The organism is Pedobacter changchengzhani (assembly GCF_004354365.1).
Taxonomy (GTDB): Bacteria; Bacteroidota; Bacteroidia; order Sphingobacteriales; family Sphingobacteriaceae; genus Pedobacter; species Pedobacter changchengzhani.
Window position 1 is genome coordinate 68,583 of sequence record NZ_SJCY01000002.1, and the last position, 17,949, is coordinate 86,531.

Here is a 17,949-nt window from a genome sequence, read left to right on the forward strand (position 1 = left end):
CAATTCCTTAACACCTCGCAACCTAACATAGCAGCAAAAACCTAAGTTATTTAAACGGGATTGAAGCGATATCTTTTTACCCGCCCCTTTCAGGGCATTTAAGGGTAAAAAATTTAGCGTAAAGCCCGACTAACATTAAAAAGAACTACTGCATTGGCTTTTCCTAAAAATTTATAGGCATAAAAATGCTTTAATCTTTAAACAACGTGTAGCAATTCGTGGAAAACTTGATTTTAAAAATCCTTAAATCCAGCAAATCCTGATTAGCTTTGCGACAATAATTTTCAACTATGTTAGCACACCATAAAACCATTGCAACCGAATTAAATGTTGCCGAAAAACAAGTAACCGCAACCGTAACTTTATTAGATGAAGGGGCAACTGTACCTTTCATATCGCGTTATCGTAAAGAAGTAACCGGCAGTTTAGATGAAGTGCAAGTTGCTGCAATACGCGATAGAGTTTTACAATTACGCGATTTAGATAAGCGCCGCGAAGCGATTTTAAAATCGATGACAGAACTTGGAAAACTAAACCCAGAACTTGAGAAAAAAATTACCGAAGCCGAAACTATATCGCTTTTAGAAGATATTTATTTGCCTTACAAGCCTAAACGCAAAACACGTGCAAGCATGGCTAAAGAAAAAGGTTTAGAGCCGTTGGCTTTACAAATTTTCGATCAAAATAGTTTCGATTTAGATGCTGAAGCAGACAAATTTATAGATGCGGAGAAAGGTGTAAATACTTTAGAAGAAGCCTTATCAGGCGCTAGAGATATTATTGCCGAAATGATTTCGGAAAATGCAGAGGCACGCACCAAAATGCGTACTTTTTTTCAGGAAAAAGCTGTTTTTAAATCGGAAGTAATAAAAGGAAAAGAAGAAGAAGGCATTAAATATAAAGATTATTTCGAGTGGAATGAACCTGTAAAAACCGCTGCTTCGCACCGGGTTTTGGCCATGCGCCGAGGCGAAAAAGAATTGATTTTACGTTTAGATGCACTCCCTCCCGCTGAGGATGCAATTGTAATTTTGGAGAATCAGTTCATTTTATCCAGTAATTCAGCTTCAAAACAAGTTCAACAAGCTTTAGAAGATGGCTATAAACGTTTGTTAGAACCGGCAATGGAAACCGAACTTCGGGTGTTAACCAAGCAAAAAGCAGATGTAGAAGCCATTCGTGTTTTTGCCGAAAATGCTCGCCAATTATTATTATCGGCACCAATGGGACAAAAAAACGTGTTGGCCATCGATCCCGGTTTCCGTACAGGTTGCAAAGTAGTGTGTTTAGATAAGCAAGGGCAGTTATTAGAAAATACGGCAATTTACCCACATACCGGACAAGGAAACGTTAAAAATGCCGGATTTACCATCGAGCAACTTTGCGAAAAACACGAAATTGAAGCCATCGCCATTGGCAACGGAACGGCAGGTAGAGAAACAGAAACTTTTATTCGTGGTTTAAATTTACCAAATGTTACCATTGTTATGGTAAATGAAAGTGGCGCATCAATTTATTCTGCTTCTGATGTGGCTCGTGAGGAATTTCCTACACAAGACATTACCGTTCGTGGTGCAGTTTCCATCGGTCGTAGGTTGATGGATCCATTGGCAGAATTGGTAAAAATCGATCCAAAATCCATCGGTGTTGGACAATACCAACATGATGTAGATCAAAATAAATTACAAACCAGCTTAGATGATACCGTAATGAGTGCGGTAAATGCGGTTGGTGTAGAATTAAATACAGCATCCAAACAAATTTTGGCTTACGTTTCTGGCTTAGGACCAACTTTGGCGCAAAATATTATAGATTATAGAAATACTAACGGCGCTTTTAAAAACCGTGAAAGCTTAAAAAAAGTACCGCGTTTGGGCGATAAAGCTTATGAACAAGCAGCAGGTTTTTTGCGCATTCGCAATGCAGAAAATGTTTTAGATACAAGCGGTGTGCACCCAGAACGCTATGCTGTGGTAAATAAAATGGCGAAAGATTTAGGCACAACAGTTTCTGCGTTGATGAAAGATACGCAATTGCAAAAACAGATTAAACCACACCAATACGTTACAGCTGAAATCGGTTTACCAACGCTTAATGACATTTTAAAAGAATTGGCAAAACCAGGTCGTGACCCGCGTGAGCAATTTGAAAGCTTTAGTTTTACTGATGGCGTAAATGAAATTGCTGATTTAAGAACTGGAATGAAATTGCCAGGAATTGTAACCAATATCACCAATTTCGGTGCTTTTGTAGATATAGGCGTTCATCAAGACGGTTTGGTTCATACCAGTCAGTTGGCGAATCGTTTTGTGGCCAATCCGAATGATATTGTTAAAGTTCAACAAAGGGTGGAAGTTACGGTGATGGAAATTGATGTGGCTCGTAAAAGGATTTCTTTATCGATGAAAAGTGAAGGGGGTCCGAAAGACGGAAAGTCAGTAAGTCGGGAAGTTAAAGAGCAGAAGCCAAAACAGAATGTTGTTGGAGCAAAGAACAAAGAGCAAGGAACAAAAGGTTTTAACGCTCATGCTCAACCTCGTCCTCAGCCTAAAAATGCAGACGGTGATTTGCAGGAGAAATTAGCGAAATTGAAGGGGATATTTAAATAAGTCGTCATTTCGACCGTAGTGGAGAAATCTTTGAAATAAAATAAGTTTCAAAGATTTCTTCGTTTTCGCTGTTCTCTGACAAAGGCATCACTTTATAGCCGTCTAAAAGACGATTAAACTTTTTAAAAAAACCCGCTAAATTTTGCCACTGTGTAAATCCCAAATTGGAAAGCACATTTCGTAATCATTCCAAATAACATCGCCAAACTCAATGGTGAAATTTTTAAATTCACTTTTATCCAAGTACTTTTTTGTCATTGAATTTTGAGCAGAATTCAAAAAAGGAGCAAAATCTACTGTTTGATTAACTCCATCTGAAAATTCGAATGAGATTTTGTAATCGTTAATGTATTTTGCTTTAATAATTTCTATAACCATAATTATATTTTTTTAGTTATTACTTCAGTTTGAATAGGTTTATTATAGACAAAAAAATCTATCCATTTAATAACAATTTCATCTCTAAAAGTTTCTACAAAAATCTTGAAGTTTTTTAAATTTTTAGAATCTAAAGGCTTTTTGCCTTTTACGTCAGTAATCCTAATTTCTTTAAAAACACCATCAATAAAAATTATTTCTGCCTTGCTCTCCATACCTTGGTATTTTCCATGCACATGAATTGGTTCATGCTCATTGGAATAGAAAAGTATAATTAAGCCTAAGTATTCGTATAGTTTTGGCATTAAACAAATATAATTAATAATGTGTATAACTACAAAGGATGATTAATTTATACACGCCCTGAATAAACCCTGAGCATCTCATTGTCATCAGTTTATTATTCATTATATTGGAAATTATATTTAATTTCGCCAATCGTCCTCGTTTTTAACGAGGATGACTGCGAAAGGCGATTTTACAGCCCTCGATATTTGCTCAACCCCAAGTTATCTAAACCCGGATTGAAGTGGAAATCCTTTTTTGCTACCCTTAACTTAATAGATTGCTTCGTCGTTCCTCCTCGCAATGACGAAAATTTGAGGGTATGACAAAAGTTCAAAAAAGATTGGAACGAAAAGCGGGACTGAATTATCAAAAGAATTACTGCAATTGATTTACTAAAAAAGGAACTGTACATTTTTTTAGATGCTGAAATAAATTCAGCAAGACGACTGTTGCACGGAACTTAAAACCTATAACTTATTACTTTCAACTTTTTTGCAATCAACTATTTGATTACAAAAGTTTTCTACCTATCTTTGCAGTCCCTAATTTTTTGAGGGAATAAATAATTGTTTAATAAATTAAATACAAGCAAGTGAATACGTTAAGTTACAAAACTGTCTCTGCCAATGCTAAAACTGTAAACAAACAGTGGATTGTTGTTGATGCACAAGGCGAGATTTTGGGGCGCTTGTCATCGAAGATCGCTATGATCATCCGTGGTAAAAACAAGCCTGAGTACACCCCACACGTAGATTGCGGAGATAACGTTATCGTTATCAATGCAGAAAAGGTTAAATTGACAGGAAACAAATTCAGCGAAAAGCAGTATGTTTCTTACACTGGTTATCCAGGTGGTCAACGTTTTATTTCTCCTAAGGAGTTAATGGAAAAACACCCTAAACGTGTAATTGAGAAAGCAGTAAGAGGTATGTTACCTAAAACTAAATTGGGCAAAAAATTGTACACAAATCTTTTTGTGTATGCAGGTGAAACTCATCCGCACTCGGCTCAATCTCCAAAAACCATTAAACTTTAAGAAATGTCAGTTACTAACACTTCAGGAAGAAGAAAAACAGCTGTAGCACGTATCTACTTAAAAGATGGTGCAGGCGAAATTATCGTAAACGGTAAAGATCACAAAGTTTATTTCCCTACGTTACCTTTACAATATATTGTAAACCAAAGTTTAGAAGTTTCTGAGCTTACTGGTCGTTATGATATCAAAGTAAATGTGCAAGGTGGTGGAGTAAAAGGACAAGCAGAAGCTGTTCGTTTAGCTATTGCTAAAGCGATTGTAGAACTAGATGCGGAGAAAAAACCAGCATTGCGTGCTAAAGGTTTAATGACGCGTGATAACCGTATGGTTGAGCGTAAGAAACCAGGACGTGCTAAAGCTCGTAAGAAATTCCAATTCAGTAAACGTTAATCACAGGAGGCAAACACAATGGCAAGAACAACTTATCAAGACTTATTGGATGCAGGTGTACACTTTGGTCACCTTACCCGTAAATGGAATCCAAAAATGGCTCCTTACATTTTCATGGAGCGTAATGGAATTCACATTATAGATTTAAATAAAACGTTAACAAAAACTGAAGAAGCTGCGGCAGCGATTAAACAAATCGTAAAATCAGGACGTAAAGTTTTATTTGTATCAACAAAAAAACAAGCAAAAGGAATCGTAGCTGAACAAGCTAAAAAAGTAAATATGCCTTTCGTAACCGAACGTTGGTTAGGTGGTATGTTAACTAACTTCGCTACTGTACGTAAGTCAATCAAAAAGATGGTTACCATCGATAAGATGACTAAAGACGGTACATATTCGATCCTTTCGAAAAAAGAACGTTTAATGATTCAACGTGAACGTATTAAATTAGAATCACTTTTGGGTGGTATTTCTGACTTAAATCGTTTACCTGCAGCTTTATTCTTAATTGATGTTAAGAAAGAGCACATTGCAGTAACTGAAGCGTTAAAATTAAACATTCCAACTTTTGCAATGGTTGATACTAACTCTGATCCTTCTAACATCGATTTCCCAATCCCAGCGAATGATGATGCTACTAAATCAATCTCTTTAATTACTGATATTATTATCAAAGCAATTGAAGAAGGTTTAGATGAGCGCAAACGCGAAAAGGATGACGAAGCTGAAAAAGAAGCAGTAGCAGCAAAAGTTGCAGCTGACGCTCCTGAGGTTAAAGAACCTAGAGCAGCTGGCGAAAAAAGACCAACTACTAAAAAGGTAACAGCAGAAGCTCCAGTAGCTGAAGCAAAGGAAGAAGCGAAAGCTGAACCAGTTGTTGCAGAAACAGTAGTTGCTTCATCAGAAGAACCTACAAAAGAAGATTAAATTTAAGTTATGAGTTACGAGTTGTATGTTATGGGTAAAACCCCGTAACCTATAACCCGTAACTTTTAACATTTATAAAACTTATAAAATTTTAAAAATGTCAACAGTACAAATTACAGCAGCAGATGTAAATAAACTACGCCAACAAACTGGCGCTGGTATGATGGATTGCAAAAAAGCTTTGGTAGAAGCTAATGGTGATTTCGAAGCTGCAGTTGATTTATTGCGTAAAAAAGGTCAAAAAGTATCAGCTGCCCGTTCTGGCAACGCTACTTCAGAAGGTATTGTGTTAATTAGTGTATCAGCAGATGGTACAAATGGTAAATTAGTTGCTTTGGCTTGCGAAACTGAGCCAGTTTCTAAAGTTGAAGATTTCCGCAATTTAGCGCAGGCTATCTTAACAGCTGCAGTTGACCATAACGCATCTTCTACTGAAGCGTTATCAGCAATTGCTTTAGCAGACGGACGTACCGTTGCTGAGACGATAACTGAATTAACTGGTAAAATTGGAGAAAAAATGGTTATCCAAAATTACGAAAACGTAACTGGCGAGAAAATCGTTTCTTATGTACACTCTAACGGAAAAATGGGTGTTTTAGTTGCATTCGAAGGTGCTAACGGTGTAGATATTACTGAAGCTGGTAAAGATGTTGCAATGCAAATTGCTGCAATGAACCCAGTTGCTGTTGATAAAGACGGTGTTGACCCTGCAACTATTGAGCGTGAAATCGAAATTGCTAAAGATGTTATCCGTGCTGAAGGTAAACCAGAAGAAATGGTTGAAAAAATCGCAGCTGGTAAATTGAATAAATTCTACAAAGACAGTACTTTATTAAACCAAGAGTTTGTTAAAGATAGCTCGGTAGATATTCGTAAATTTTTAGATAATACAGTTAAAGGTTTAACTGTAACTGCTTTTAAACGCGTACAATTAGGTGCATAAGCAAATATAATATTATTAAAAAAGGCCGATTACTGAAAAGTAATTGGCCTTTTTTAATTTATAAGTGAATTAAAATTTCTTTAATCCTTATCGTGTTTCACCCAAATCAAATCGGTTAAATCATAACCATCTCGTTTTGCTTTCGCTAAAAACTCTTCTTTAACTTGCTTGGTTATTTCCTTATGCCGAGAAAGAATCCAAATATACTTGGTACTGCCACCGTAAACTAAAGCATTTTGGTAGTCGTCGTCAACTTTAACTACATTATAGCCCGCGTAAAATGGACCAAAAAAAGAAACTTTTAAATTACCCTCATTTTCCAAACCTACGAACTTTGCTTTACCTTTAACCGATTTCCACTCATTCTTCTTATAATTATAGCCTTTGTTAATCACCTTAATAGTACCGTCATCATTTAAAGAATATTCGGCAGTCGCATTATCTAAATTTCTTTCGAAACGATAATCCAATCGCGCAATTTCATACCATTTACCTAAATATTTGTCTTTTTGGAAATTTTTAACTGCGGTTACATTTTTTGGAATAGTTGCACAAGATTGTATTAAGCTTAAAGCCACAACTGCAACGCCGACGCTTAAGAGGATATATTTCTTTTTCATTTTTTCTTTAGTTTGAATAAAAAACAAAAGAAAACCCTCAATGTTTTTCCAAATCAAGAAATGAGAAAATTGGAAGGTGATATTCACTTCATCTGTGCTTTACAACAGCTATTCGCTCTACTTAATTTACGTATCATAAATTATTTTCTCAGATACATCAATAATAAAATGAACTACAGCTTAGTTAGGATAATGCAAAACCAAATTCATTCTATTGTAATTGACTTTTGTAACTCAACATAAGTGAGTCTGTAGGAAACTCCTTCAAACCCAAATTAACTACCTTCTTTACTTGATCTCTATCTGCTTTGGAGTAAAACATACTTAATGAATAATATGACCATGACTGAAGATCATTTCTATATTTATTGTAATTTTTAAAAAGGTGCCTAATCTCCGGAACATCATCATTCACTCTTGCTAAGTAGCTAGCCATTCGGTAATAATAGTAATTTCTAGGTGTAGCATGTGCAACTATTTTCGCATATTTAAACGCACTATCAAGCTTCTTCTCCTCTAAGTAAATATTACATTTTAAATAATCGCCATACATTACATAAGGACTTTGAGCACGTACGCTATCCAACAATTTAATAGCTTCATCCAACCTTTTTTCTTTGTATAAATATTTTGCTTTTTTATACCCTATCGTTTCAGAGTTTTCGCCAATGTTTGGGATTTTCGGGAACATTAAATTCACCTCATCAAATTTCAATTTTGGTGTAGCAAAATCTATTGCATCAATTGAAGCCAAGTCGTTGTCGACTATATACTGCGCTTTAGATGACGTAAATACATTGGCACTGACATAAGTTGCACCTATTCCAAACAACAACATTGTGGCACAAAATATACCAACAAATCTGTTAGCCTTTTCTGTAGATAAAACCGGATTTAGCTTAAGGTAATTAACGGTAATTAGCGCCAGTGAAATGGCAAAAAGGACTTGAATGTTTGGCCTTTCGGCTGGAAAATTAAAACATGCGTCAACAAAATAACCAGATAAAGCAGAAAAGGCTATAACGGCAATCATTTTAGTTTCTAAATCACTTTTTGAAAAAACTACTTTGATCATAAAGAAAAATGCCAGCGCAAAAATCGACAGATATATGAACGCATTTATTACCCCTGTTTCACCGGCAACCTCCAAAAAATCATTATGTGGGTGCTTAGAAAAAATATTTTCGTTAACTAGTGTATTGGTGTAGAGTGGCGTGTATAACTTCCAATTACCAATACCAACACCTGATAAGGGTCGTTTTTTAATGAGACCGATTGCGCCTTTCCAATAGCCAATCCTACCATTTGATGCACCCTCAACATTATCTGCAATGCCACCTAACCTAGCCCCTACAGTAAGAGAATTATTATCTCCAGCTTTTGTAGCGCTATTTAAACTATTTTGACTCACAAAAAAGGAGAAAAGCAAAACCATAATCACAAGGGTGGAAGAAATTAAGTATCCTTTGAAGTTATTTTCTTTAATAAATACATAACAAAACAAGCCAAATAAAATAAAAAGCTCTAAAATTAAACTTATATATGCAGATCTTGCGCTAATCAATAAGATGCAAAACACACTAAGGCCCAAACTAATTAAAGCCAAAAATTTAACAAAACCTTTTCTTAAAAAAACAGTGTAAAAAATGAAAGGAATTTTAATCACAAATGAAGCAGCCCATATATTTTTGTTGCCAGATGTTCCTTGCAAATTAGATATGACATCATAAACAGAAACTGTCCGCAATTGTTTATAGAACTGCGTAACGGTACCGAAAGCCTGCGCCAAAGTAAGAATTGTTATAATTAAGGCAATATTTTTAAGTACGGCCAATCTATTATATAATAAAATACCGATGATTAAAAAAGCGGCTATGGTTGAGAATACTCGCGCATAAACCACTATTCCTTCTGTGGGATTAATCGCTACAAATAAAGACATCCCTGCTATCATAAAAAAAACACAGTATACCAAAGTCAAACCATTCTTAAAGAAAGAGATTAATTGGCTGTCTTGAATAATTTTACGCTTCAAAATAAATAGAAGTGAACATATATTCAAAATTGAAATTAACAACCAATGAAAACCCATTTGATCTAACATGTCGATCGATGGCGAGGCCTCAACTAAGAGATACATGGTAATGATTGCCGTAACAATATTATTATTAAAATCGGTTGACTTCTCTTGCACCTTGCTTGAATAATTGAGGGTAGCTATTTTTTTATTTTTGAGCATATCTTTTAAATAGTTTAGAAAATTACTACTTTTTTACACTAAAACAAAAGATACTTATTTTTTGGAGATTTGCCGAACCTCTTAAATAAAGTCCAGTCAATAGTATAAAGAACTGATACCCACAATAAACTTAAATTTTCTCCCATTATAATCATAGTAAATAATGCACTTTATATCCTATTTTTCTTGTATAAGTCTCAAAGTCTTTCTCTCTTTTGGAAATATAGACCTAGACTAACATACCTATTAGTCTTGTTAGGTATAGATTTACATCCTAGCAACCTATTATTTACCGAAAAACTGCCAACAAATTGAATATTTTCATCATTTATCAAAATCAATACCCTTTAAGTAAAAAATTGTTGATATTTTTGAGGACATGAAATACAAACGTATCCTACTAAAACTTAGTGGTGAATCGCTAATGGGCGATAAGCAATATGGTATTGATAATGAACGCGTTAGGCAGTATGCGCAAGAAATTAAAGCTGTACATGAAAAAGGCATAGAAATAGCCATTGTTATTGGCGGTGGTAACATTTTTAGGGGCTTAAGCGCCGAAAAAAGTGGAATGGATAGAGCGCAAGCTGATTATATGGGCATGCTGGCAACGGTAATCAACTCTATGGCACTTCAAGATGCGTTAGAAAAAGAAAGTATTAAAACTCGTTTACTTTCGGCGATAAAAATGGAGCAAATATGCGAGCCATTCGTTCGCAGAAGAGCAGTTAGGCATTTAGAGAAAGGAAGAGTTGTTATTTTTGGTGCAGGAACGGGAAATCCATACTTTACTACAGATTCTGCCGCAGCGCTAAGAGCCATTGAAATAAATGCTGATGCTGTATTAAAAGGAACGCGAGTTGATGGAATCTATACAGCAGATCCAGAAAAAGACGCTACCGCAACTAAATATGATGAAATCTCTTTCAAGGAAGTAATTGCCAAAAACTTAAATGTGATGGATATGACCGCTTTTACTTTGTGCGAAGAAAACCAAGTGCCGATTATTGTGTTTGATATGAACAAGCCTGGCAACTTAATGAAAATTGCAGATGGGGAGAAATTAGGAACATTAGTTAAATAAAGCTTAAACATTATTTTTGTCGAAATACATACATATTATGAACGAACTGATAGAATTACAATTAATGGAGGCCCAATCTGCAATGGACAGGGCAATTGAACATTGTGAGGCAGAATTAACCAAAATTAGAGCCGGTAAGGCATCGGCAGGTATGCTTGATGGAATATTTGTTGATTATTATGGTGCTTCAACTGCGCTATCGCAAGTATCTAGCATCAATACACCAGATGCAAGAACAATTGTAATTCAACCTTGGGAAAAATCACTTTTAACACCAATAGAAAAAGCAATACAAGTTGCAAATATTGGCATTAACCCGCAAAATGATGGGATTGTAATTCGTTTAGTTGTACCACCACTTACCGAAGAACGTAGAAGAGACCTTGTAAAAAAAGTAAAAGAAGAGGCAGAACGTGGGCGCATAACTGTACGCAACATCCGCAAGGATGCGAATACTAAAATTCAAAAATTGAAAGAAGAAAGCGTATCTGATGATGAAATAAAAACCGGCGAAGGCGAAGTTCAAAAACTGACCGACGCTTACATCATTAAAGTAGATAAGCATGCGGAGGCGAAAGAGAAAGATGTAATGACGGTATAAGATAGTCTTTTAGTAAAGTCATAAAAAAAGGGAATGGATTTTTATCCGTTCCCTTTTTTTATGTTTGTAAAATTCGCACATAAAAAATGAAAATATTAATTAACTATCTTAAAAATCATAAGTGGATTGTTGCTTTGGCATTACTCTTAGCAGGAATAAACATCGGTTTCTCTCTTTTAGACCCCTATTTTACCGGGAAGATATTAGATCTTTATATCAATAAAAAAAGTCAATTCCCGAATAAAAGTGCCTATATATGGGGTGCAATGGGCTTTATAGGTTTAGCCGTTGGTGCGGCAATGGTTTCGAGAATTGCTAAGAATTTTCAAGACTACTTTACTAGCGTTATTGTGCAAAAAGTTGGCGCAAAAATGTATGCCGATGGTTTACAGCACTCGTTAAAACTGCCTTATCAGGTTTTTGAAGATCAGCGAAGTGGAGAAACTTTAGGCATTTTACAGAAAGTTAGATTAGATAGCGAAAAATTTATAACATCATTTATAAGTATCCTATTTGTAAGCCTAATAGGAATGGCATTTGTAATTGTATATTCTTTCTCCATCAGCTATAAAGTTACGTTAGTGTATTTTACGGCAATTCCGATTATTAGTTTTGTAAGTTGGTTTTTAAGTCGGAAAATTAAAATCATCCAACGTTCTATTGTTGGTGAAACTACTGCGCTAGCAGGCTCCACAACCGAATCTTTAAGAAATATAGAATTGGTTAAAAGCTTAGGTTTAGCCGATCAAGAGATTGAGAGATTAAACAAAACTACTTACAAAATTTTAGGATTAGAATTAAAAAAAGTGAAGTATGTGCGAAGCATGAGTTTTATGCAGGGCACTACCGTTAACTTGGTTAGAAGCTCTATGATCGTAATTCTGTTGCTTTTAATTTTTGACAATACCATTTCACCAGGACAATACTTCTCCTTTTTGTTTTATTCATTTTTCCTATTCGGACCTTTACAAGAGCTGGGCAATATTATTTTATCGTGGCGTGAAACTGAAGTATCATTGGCTAATTTTAAAAGAATTTTAAGTATGCCTATTGATAAGAAACCAGAGAATCCGGCTAAAATTGATAAAATTCAGAATTTAGCTTTTAATCATGTAAGTTTTAAACATCAAACGGCCAACCGTAATGCGCTAGAAAATATTTCTTTTACTGTTAAAAATGGTAAAACAATTGCGTTTGTTGGCCCATCGGGAGCTGGAAAAAGTACGCTTGTTAAATTGTTGGTGGGATTATACGATGCTAAAGAAGGTGAGATTTTATACAACAACATCCCGAGCAAACAAATAGATTTAGATACATTAAGAGAGAAAATAGGATTTGTGACGCAAGACACCCAACTTTTTTCTGGTACAATTAGAGAAAATCTATTATTTGTAAATCCGACAGCAACTGATGAAGATTGCTTACGTGTTTTAAAACAAGCAGCCTGTGATGGCCTTTTGGCGAGGGCAGATAAAGGTTTAGCCTCAATGATTGGCGAAGGTGGTGTGAAGGTTTCTGGAGGCGAAAAGCAACGGTTATCGATCGCTAGAGCGCTATTAAGACAACCTGATATTTTAGTTTTTGATGAAGCAACCTCATCTCTCGATTCTATAACTGAAGAAGAAATTACAAATACCATCCGTAACGTTTCTGAATCGACCGCACACATTACTATACTTATTGCACACCGATTATCGACTATTAAGCATGCCGACACAATTTATGTGCTAGAACGTGGCCAGATTATTGAAGAAGGAACACATGAAAATCTTATCGCCCAAAATGGTCTATATAAAGCAATGTGGCGCCAACAAATTGGCGAAAGAATTGTTTAAGCTTAAGAATAAAAATATCAATTATGTCACAATCAGCTTTTGGAAGCAATCAATTGGCTTTATTAATTATTGTATTGGGTGTAATTTGGTTAGCCTTGATTTTAGTGGCACTATACCATATTTCGAGAAATAATACAATGGGGTTTATCGTAAAAGTACTGTGGTTTATTATTATACTTTTAGCGCCATTTTTAGGCTCAATAATTTACTTAATTTGGGGTAAGAATAAACACTTTTAATAGCATTCACGCATGCTGTTTCTCCAAGTAACTAAAAAGTGATGGCTTTAATTACCCATCGGTTGCCTGTTTACACGAAGGGGTTTGCGTGAAAACAGCTGTAGTTGCTTATAACTTATTAACGGTTTATAATAAACGCATAACAGTTTTTAAACGCCCTGATTATGCAGCATGCTAGCGTTAGGCATGGGCGGGGCTTGGTGCCAATTTTTTATTGGCACGGTAGCGAAGCGAACCCCCAAACAGGCCGGGCCCGATTTTTCATCGGGTAACGCCCAAAAAAATATTTATTTCTTTATTTATTGAACCGTTCGGTAAGCCAAACCTGCTCGATTATAAATTTAACGAACTAAATATTACAACTTAAGTCGATTAATTTTTAATTGTTTGTTCATTAATATCTTCCAAATTTAGCTTCATTAAAGATCGGGTTTTAAACCAAGTTACGCCAGCAATGGCAATGGTCATACTTCCACCAAACACTACAGCTGGTACAAGTCTCATATATTTTGCTGTTATACCCGATTCAAATTCTCCAATTTCATTTGAAGAACCAATAAACATACTGCTAACTGCAGAAACCCTTCCCCGCATTTCATCAGGTGTGAGGAGTTGCATTATGGTTTGGCGGATAACGACGCTAACACTATCAAAAGAGCCTTCTAAAAACAAGAAAAACAGGGTTAAATAAAAGTTTTTTGATAATCCATAACAAATTATACTTAAACCAAATCCGGTTACAGCAATAAGCAAATTACGCCAAGGTTTGCCCATGGGCGAGAATTTTGTCATAGCCAGCATGGTAATTACAGCGCCTGTAGATGCTGCACCCCTCATCATACCCAAGCCAAAAGAGCCGAGATTAAAAACATCTTTTGCGAAAATGGGTAATAATGCTACCGCACCTCCAAAAAACACAGAGAACAAATCTAAACTCATTGCCCAAACCATCATCTTTGTTTTAAAAACGAAACGCACGCCCTCCTTTAAACTATTAAAAATATTTTGGGTAGCGATAAAAGTAGCAGGGTATTTTTTAAAACTGCTGATGCAGAATAGGGAAATAGAGAGAAAGAAAACAATTACCGAATATGCTGCTGTAATACCCCAAAGCCAGTTTACTAAACCCCCAATTAATGGGCCGATAATGGTGGCCATTTGCCAGCAACTGCTGTTCCATGTACTAGAGTTTGGATATAATTCTTTGGGTACAATTCTCGCCATTAACGAAAACGTTGCAGGCCCAAAAAAGCCTCTAGCTAAGCCTATGCAAAATACTAATGCATACATAACGAGTACAATTACATCTTCTTTTAAATTGAGGTATTTACTCGTTATGATCAACATTAAAACTGATGATAGCCAAACGCCAAAAAATATTTTTAGCAAAAGGCCTCTTTTTTCGCTCTTATCGGCAATATACCCGCCGTACAGTGCAATACCTATAGCAGGGATGGCCTCACATAAACCAACTAATCCGAGTTTAAGTGCATCATGGGTTAAATCATAAATATGATATCCAATTACAACTGCCTGCATTTGATAGGCGAGTGTAAAGAAAAAACGCATACCTAAAAACGCTCGAAATTCTTTGTAGCGTAATGCCGCAAATGGATCGGGTTTAGAGAAAACGGGTTGGGGTTGTAAATCTGCCACTGAAATAAATTATCGATTGCAAAACTACGTTTTAAGAAGTAAAAAATAGAATGAGAAATTTTAAAAGAAAAATAGCTTTGTTAAGTTAAATTAAGAAATTTTATCAAACGAAATGCCTCGTTCTAATTTTTTTAGATGTGCTTTAAGCAATAAATTTTCTTCTTTTTCCAAGATAGGGTCTTCTTGCAGTATTAATATTGCAGAATTTCTTGCTTCTTGTAGTATTGCTTGATCTGTAGTTAAATTGGCAATTTTTAGATCTAATGCGCCGCTCTGTTGTGTGCCGGTAATATCTCCAGGACCGCGAAGTTGCAAATCAATTTCAGAAATTTCGAAACCGTTATTAGTCCGCACCATAGTTTCTAAACGTACTTTCCCCTCTTTACTTAATTTATTGCCACTCATTAAAATGCAAAAAGAATGTTCAGCACCACGGCCAACTCGTCCTCGTAATTGGTGCAACTGAGAAAGGCCAAAGCGTTCTGCATTTTCGATTACCATAACCGAAGCGTTGGGTACATTTACACCTACCTCAATAACTGTAGTAGCAACCATGATGTGGCTTTTACCTTGTATAAACTGTTGCATTTCGAATTGCTTATCGGTATTATGCATTTGGCCATGCACAATACTAATTTGATAATCTGGACGAGGAAATTGATAACTCAGTTGCTCAATACCAGCTTCCAAATTCATTAAATCTAATTTTTCACTTTCTTTAATTAATGGGTAAACCACATAAACTTGTCTGCCTTTAGCAATTTCATCTCTCATAAAACCAAACATCCTCATCCGTTGGCCTTCAAAAAGGTGTTTTGTGTCAATTGGTTTTCTTCCTGCGGGAAGCTCATCAATAACAGAAACATCTAAATCTCCGTACAACGTCATTGCTAAAGTGCGTGGAATTGGCGTGGCCGTCATTACTAAAATATGTGGTGGTATTACACTTTTTCGCCAAAGTTTCGATCTTTGTTCTACACCAAAACGATGCTGCTCATCAATAACAACTAGACCCAAATTTTTAAATTGGACTTTATCTTCAATTAAGGCATGGGTGCCAATAAGAATATCAATATCCCCGTTTTCTAAGCGTTCATGAATTTGAACACGTTCTTTCCTTTTAGAACTTCCGGTTAATATGGCAACTTTAACCAAATCATCAGTAATCAACTCCGTTATCGATGCATAGTGCTGACGAGCCAATATTTCTGTGGGCGCCATCATACAAGCTTGGTAACCATTATCATTGGCTAAAAGCATACTCATTAAAGCAACTGCAGTTTTACCACTACCTACATCGCCTTGTATTAACCTATTCATTTGTACACCAAGTTGCGTGTCTATTCTAATTTCTTTAATTACCCTTTTTTGTGCATTCGTTAATTCGAAAGGCAAAATTTCTTTATAAAATCGATTGATTTTTTCTCCAACGGTATTAAAATTAACACCTTTAAATTTTAGTGCTCTTAAATGTTTGCTATTTAACAGTTGAAGCTGAATAAAAAATAATTCTTCAAATTTTAATCGTCTTTGCGCATCATTTAAATCTTGCTGATTTTTAGGAAAGTGAATGTTGAGTAATGAAGTTCTTCTGTTTGGGAGATGATATTTATCTAATAAATGTTGTGGCAATGTTTCTAGTATATTCGGAATAACAAGATCTAATAAACCTGCAATTAATTTTTGCAAACCTTTAGAATCGAGGTTAAACTTCTTTAGCTTTTCGGTTGAATTATAAACGGGTTGCAGAGTAAGGTTTCCCCTACCAACGGGATTACGTTTATAAGGTTCCATCTCAGGATGAGAAATACTGAAAGTGCCATTGAAAAGATTCGGCTTTCCGAAGGCTACATAAACCAAACCTTCAACTATATTTTCGTCAATCCATTTCAAACTTTGAAACCACACAAGCTCCATTATTCCAGTTTCATCTTTAAAAACCACAACAATTCTTTTCGTTCGTTTTTCGCCGATAACTTTTTTACTAATAACCCTACCAATAATTTGGATGTACGAAGAATCAGGTGTTATCTCATTAATTTTAAAATACTTAGTTCTATCTATATACCTAAAAGGATAATGGCATAGCATATCTTGATAGGTGAAAATGCCAAGGTCTTTTTTTAAAACATCAGCGCGGTTTGGTCCAATTCCCCTTACATATTCTAACGGCGTATTTAAAATCGAGTTATCCAAATTGAGTATGCTTCTTACTAAAAAAACGATCTAAAAATGAAGTGTTGAAAATTATTATTGACACCAACAATAGACAATATGCAAAAACCTGCGCCAAATCTATTTTCTCATCAAAATAGAAAAAAGCCACGGTAAATGCAACAATTGGATTAAGATATATAAGAATACCTAGAGCCGATGATGGCATGCCAACTAAAGCATAAGCGTTTAAAAATAATGGGATGATCGTAAATAAAATAGCAATTAAAAAAATATGCCCCCAAAATAAACCCTCGATAGGTATTGGTTCTGATTTTAAAAAATGATATGGCAACATCAACAAGCCCGATATAATTAATTGTAAACCTAGCAAAATGAACTTATCAACCTCCTTAATCAATTTCAAAATTACAATATATAGTGCATAAAAAGATGCAATAATTATCGACCAAACTACTTCATGTACAGAACCTGTAGCTAATAAGACAATGCTTACAATCGCAACTGTCATAGCGATTATTTTAGATTTTGTAACCCTCTCTTTTAAAAAAATAAACCCACAAAAAGCAGTTATTAATGGGCAGACTAAATAAGCAAACGCGGCTGATTTTAAACTTACAAAATTAACAGCGTACATGTAAGTAAACCAGTTACAACTAATTAAAATTGATGAAATAATGGTTAAAGAAACAAACTTAAATTTGTTTCTTTTCGTTAATTCCACAAAAAATTTAAAATCGGCATTTAAGTTCTTCCACTTAAATATGAGGATGGTGAGCCAAATAATTATGCAAGAAACGAATACTCTATAAAATAAAATTTCCTCAGGCAGAAAGGCCTTAAGATCGCGCAATGGTACAGACATTGTACCCCATATTACATAAGGAACAATGCCTGCCAATAAATACCCTCGATTAAGCTGCGCCAAA

The 17,949-nt window shown here is 35.3% G+C and carries 16 protein-coding genes; 9 read left to right on the forward strand and 7 right to left on the reverse strand.

Annotated features, from left to right (window positions below):
• The first annotated feature begins 290 nt into the window (after positions 1-290).
• Positions 291-2,609: a Tex family protein gene (locus EZJ43_RS03120; protein WP_133261217.1), complete on the forward strand. Its 2,319-nt coding sequence runs from the start codon at positions 291-293 to the stop codon at positions 2,607-2,609.
• A 135-nt stretch (positions 2,610-2,744) separates the two neighbouring features.
• Here the strand turns inward: EZJ43_RS03120 and EZJ43_RS03125 are convergent, their stop codons facing one another.
• Both EZJ43_RS03125 and EZJ43_RS03130 read right to left on the reverse strand, forming a co-directional pair.
• Positions 2,745-2,987: a DUF2442 domain-containing protein gene (locus EZJ43_RS03125; protein WP_207924559.1), complete on the reverse strand. Its 243-nt coding sequence runs from the start codon at positions 2,985-2,987 to the stop codon at positions 2,745-2,747.
• A 2-nt stretch (positions 2,988-2,989) separates the two neighbouring features.
• Positions 2,990-3,292, reverse strand: a complete 303-nt coding sequence (locus tag EZJ43_RS03130; protein WP_133261219.1) for a DUF4160 domain-containing protein — start codon at positions 3,290-3,292, stop codon at positions 2,990-2,992.
• Between the two features lie 575 nt (positions 3,293-3,867).
• Here EZJ43_RS03130 and rplM point away from each other — a divergent pair.
• The 4 genes from rplM to tsf all read left to right on the forward strand — a co-directional run bounded on the left by rplM (position 3,868) and on the right by tsf (position 6,571).
• On the forward strand, positions 3,868-4,311 hold the full coding sequence (rplM, locus tag EZJ43_RS03135; RefSeq protein WP_133261220.1) for a 50S ribosomal protein L13: 444 nt from the start codon (positions 3,868-3,870) through the stop codon (positions 4,309-4,311).
• Between the two features lie 3 nt (positions 4,312-4,314).
• A complete protein-coding gene (gene rpsI / locus EZJ43_RS03140) occupies positions 4,315-4,701 on the forward strand; it encodes a 30S ribosomal protein S9 (protein WP_133261221.1) in 387 nt (128 codons plus the stop codon).
• An 18-nt stretch (positions 4,702-4,719) separates the two neighbouring features.
• Complete coding sequence (gene rpsB, locus EZJ43_RS03145; RefSeq protein ID WP_133261222.1) at positions 4,720-5,628, forward strand: 30S ribosomal protein S2; 909 nt, start codon at positions 4,720-4,722, stop codon at positions 5,626-5,628.
• 97 nt (positions 5,629-5,725) lie between these two features.
• A complete protein-coding gene (tsf, locus tag EZJ43_RS03150; protein WP_133261223.1) occupies positions 5,726-6,571 on the forward strand; it encodes a translation elongation factor Ts in 846 nt (281 codons plus the stop codon).
• Positions 6,572-6,651: 80 nt separating this feature from the next.
• Here the strand turns inward: tsf and EZJ43_RS03155 are convergent, their stop codons facing one another.
• Together EZJ43_RS03155 and EZJ43_RS03160 are read right to left on the reverse strand one after the other, a co-directional pair.
• Positions 6,652-7,191: a lipocalin family protein gene (locus EZJ43_RS03155; RefSeq protein ID WP_133261224.1), complete on the reverse strand. Its 540-nt coding sequence runs from the start codon at positions 7,189-7,191 to the stop codon at positions 6,652-6,654.
• Positions 7,192-7,402: 211 nt separating this feature from the next.
• A complete protein-coding gene (locus tag EZJ43_RS03160) occupies positions 7,403-9,430 on the reverse strand; it encodes an O-antigen ligase family protein (RefSeq protein WP_133261225.1) in 2,028 nt (675 codons plus the stop codon).
• 379 nt (positions 9,431-9,809) lie between these two features.
• Between EZJ43_RS03160 and pyrH the strand changes: the two genes are divergently transcribed.
• The 4 genes from pyrH (at position 9,810) to EZJ43_RS03180 (ending at position 13,189) form a co-directional block, all read left to right on the forward strand.
• Positions 9,810-10,514, forward strand: coding sequence for a UMP kinase (gene pyrH, locus EZJ43_RS03165; RefSeq protein ID WP_133261226.1), 705 nt, complete (start codon positions 9,810-9,812; stop codon positions 10,512-10,514).
• Positions 10,515-10,551: 37 nt separating this feature from the next.
• Positions 10,552-11,115 carry a ribosome recycling factor gene (gene frr / locus EZJ43_RS03170; RefSeq protein WP_133261590.1) on the forward strand — a complete coding sequence of 188 codons (564 nt, stop codon included), beginning with the start codon at positions 10,552-10,554 and terminating at the stop codon, positions 11,113-11,115.
• A gap of 86 nt (positions 11,116-11,201) precedes the next feature.
• Complete coding sequence (locus tag EZJ43_RS03175; protein ID WP_133261227.1) at positions 11,202-12,950, forward strand: ABC transporter ATP-binding protein; 1,749 nt, start codon at positions 11,202-11,204, stop codon at positions 12,948-12,950.
• Between the two features lie 23 nt (positions 12,951-12,973).
• Positions 12,974-13,189 carry a PLDc N-terminal domain-containing protein gene (locus EZJ43_RS03180; protein WP_133261228.1) on the forward strand — a complete coding sequence of 72 codons (216 nt, stop codon included), beginning with the start codon at positions 12,974-12,976 and terminating at the stop codon, positions 13,187-13,189.
• 372 nt (positions 13,190-13,561) lie between these two features.
• Here the strand turns inward: EZJ43_RS03180 and EZJ43_RS03185 are convergent, their stop codons facing one another.
• The 3 genes from EZJ43_RS03185 to EZJ43_RS17530 form a co-directional block, all read right to left on the reverse strand.
• Positions 13,562-14,845 (reverse strand): MFS transporter, encoded by a 1,284-nt coding sequence (locus EZJ43_RS03185; RefSeq protein ID WP_133261229.1) that lies wholly within the window; start codon positions 14,843-14,845, stop codon positions 13,562-13,564.
• Positions 14,846-14,935: 90 nt separating this feature from the next.
• Positions 14,936-17,041 (reverse strand): ATP-dependent DNA helicase RecG, encoded by a 2,106-nt coding sequence (gene recG, locus EZJ43_RS03190; RefSeq protein ID WP_133261230.1) that lies wholly within the window; start codon positions 17,039-17,041, stop codon positions 14,936-14,938.
• The gene (locus EZJ43_RS17530) at positions 17,034-17,948 is read right to left on the reverse strand and encodes an EamA family transporter (RefSeq protein WP_317126391.1); all 915 of its coding nucleotides are present in this window, start codon (positions 17,946-17,948) and stop codon (positions 17,034-17,036) included. The genes recG and EZJ43_RS17530 overlap by 8 nt, the downstream gene beginning before the upstream one ends.
• Position 17,949: the final 1 nt, after the last annotated feature.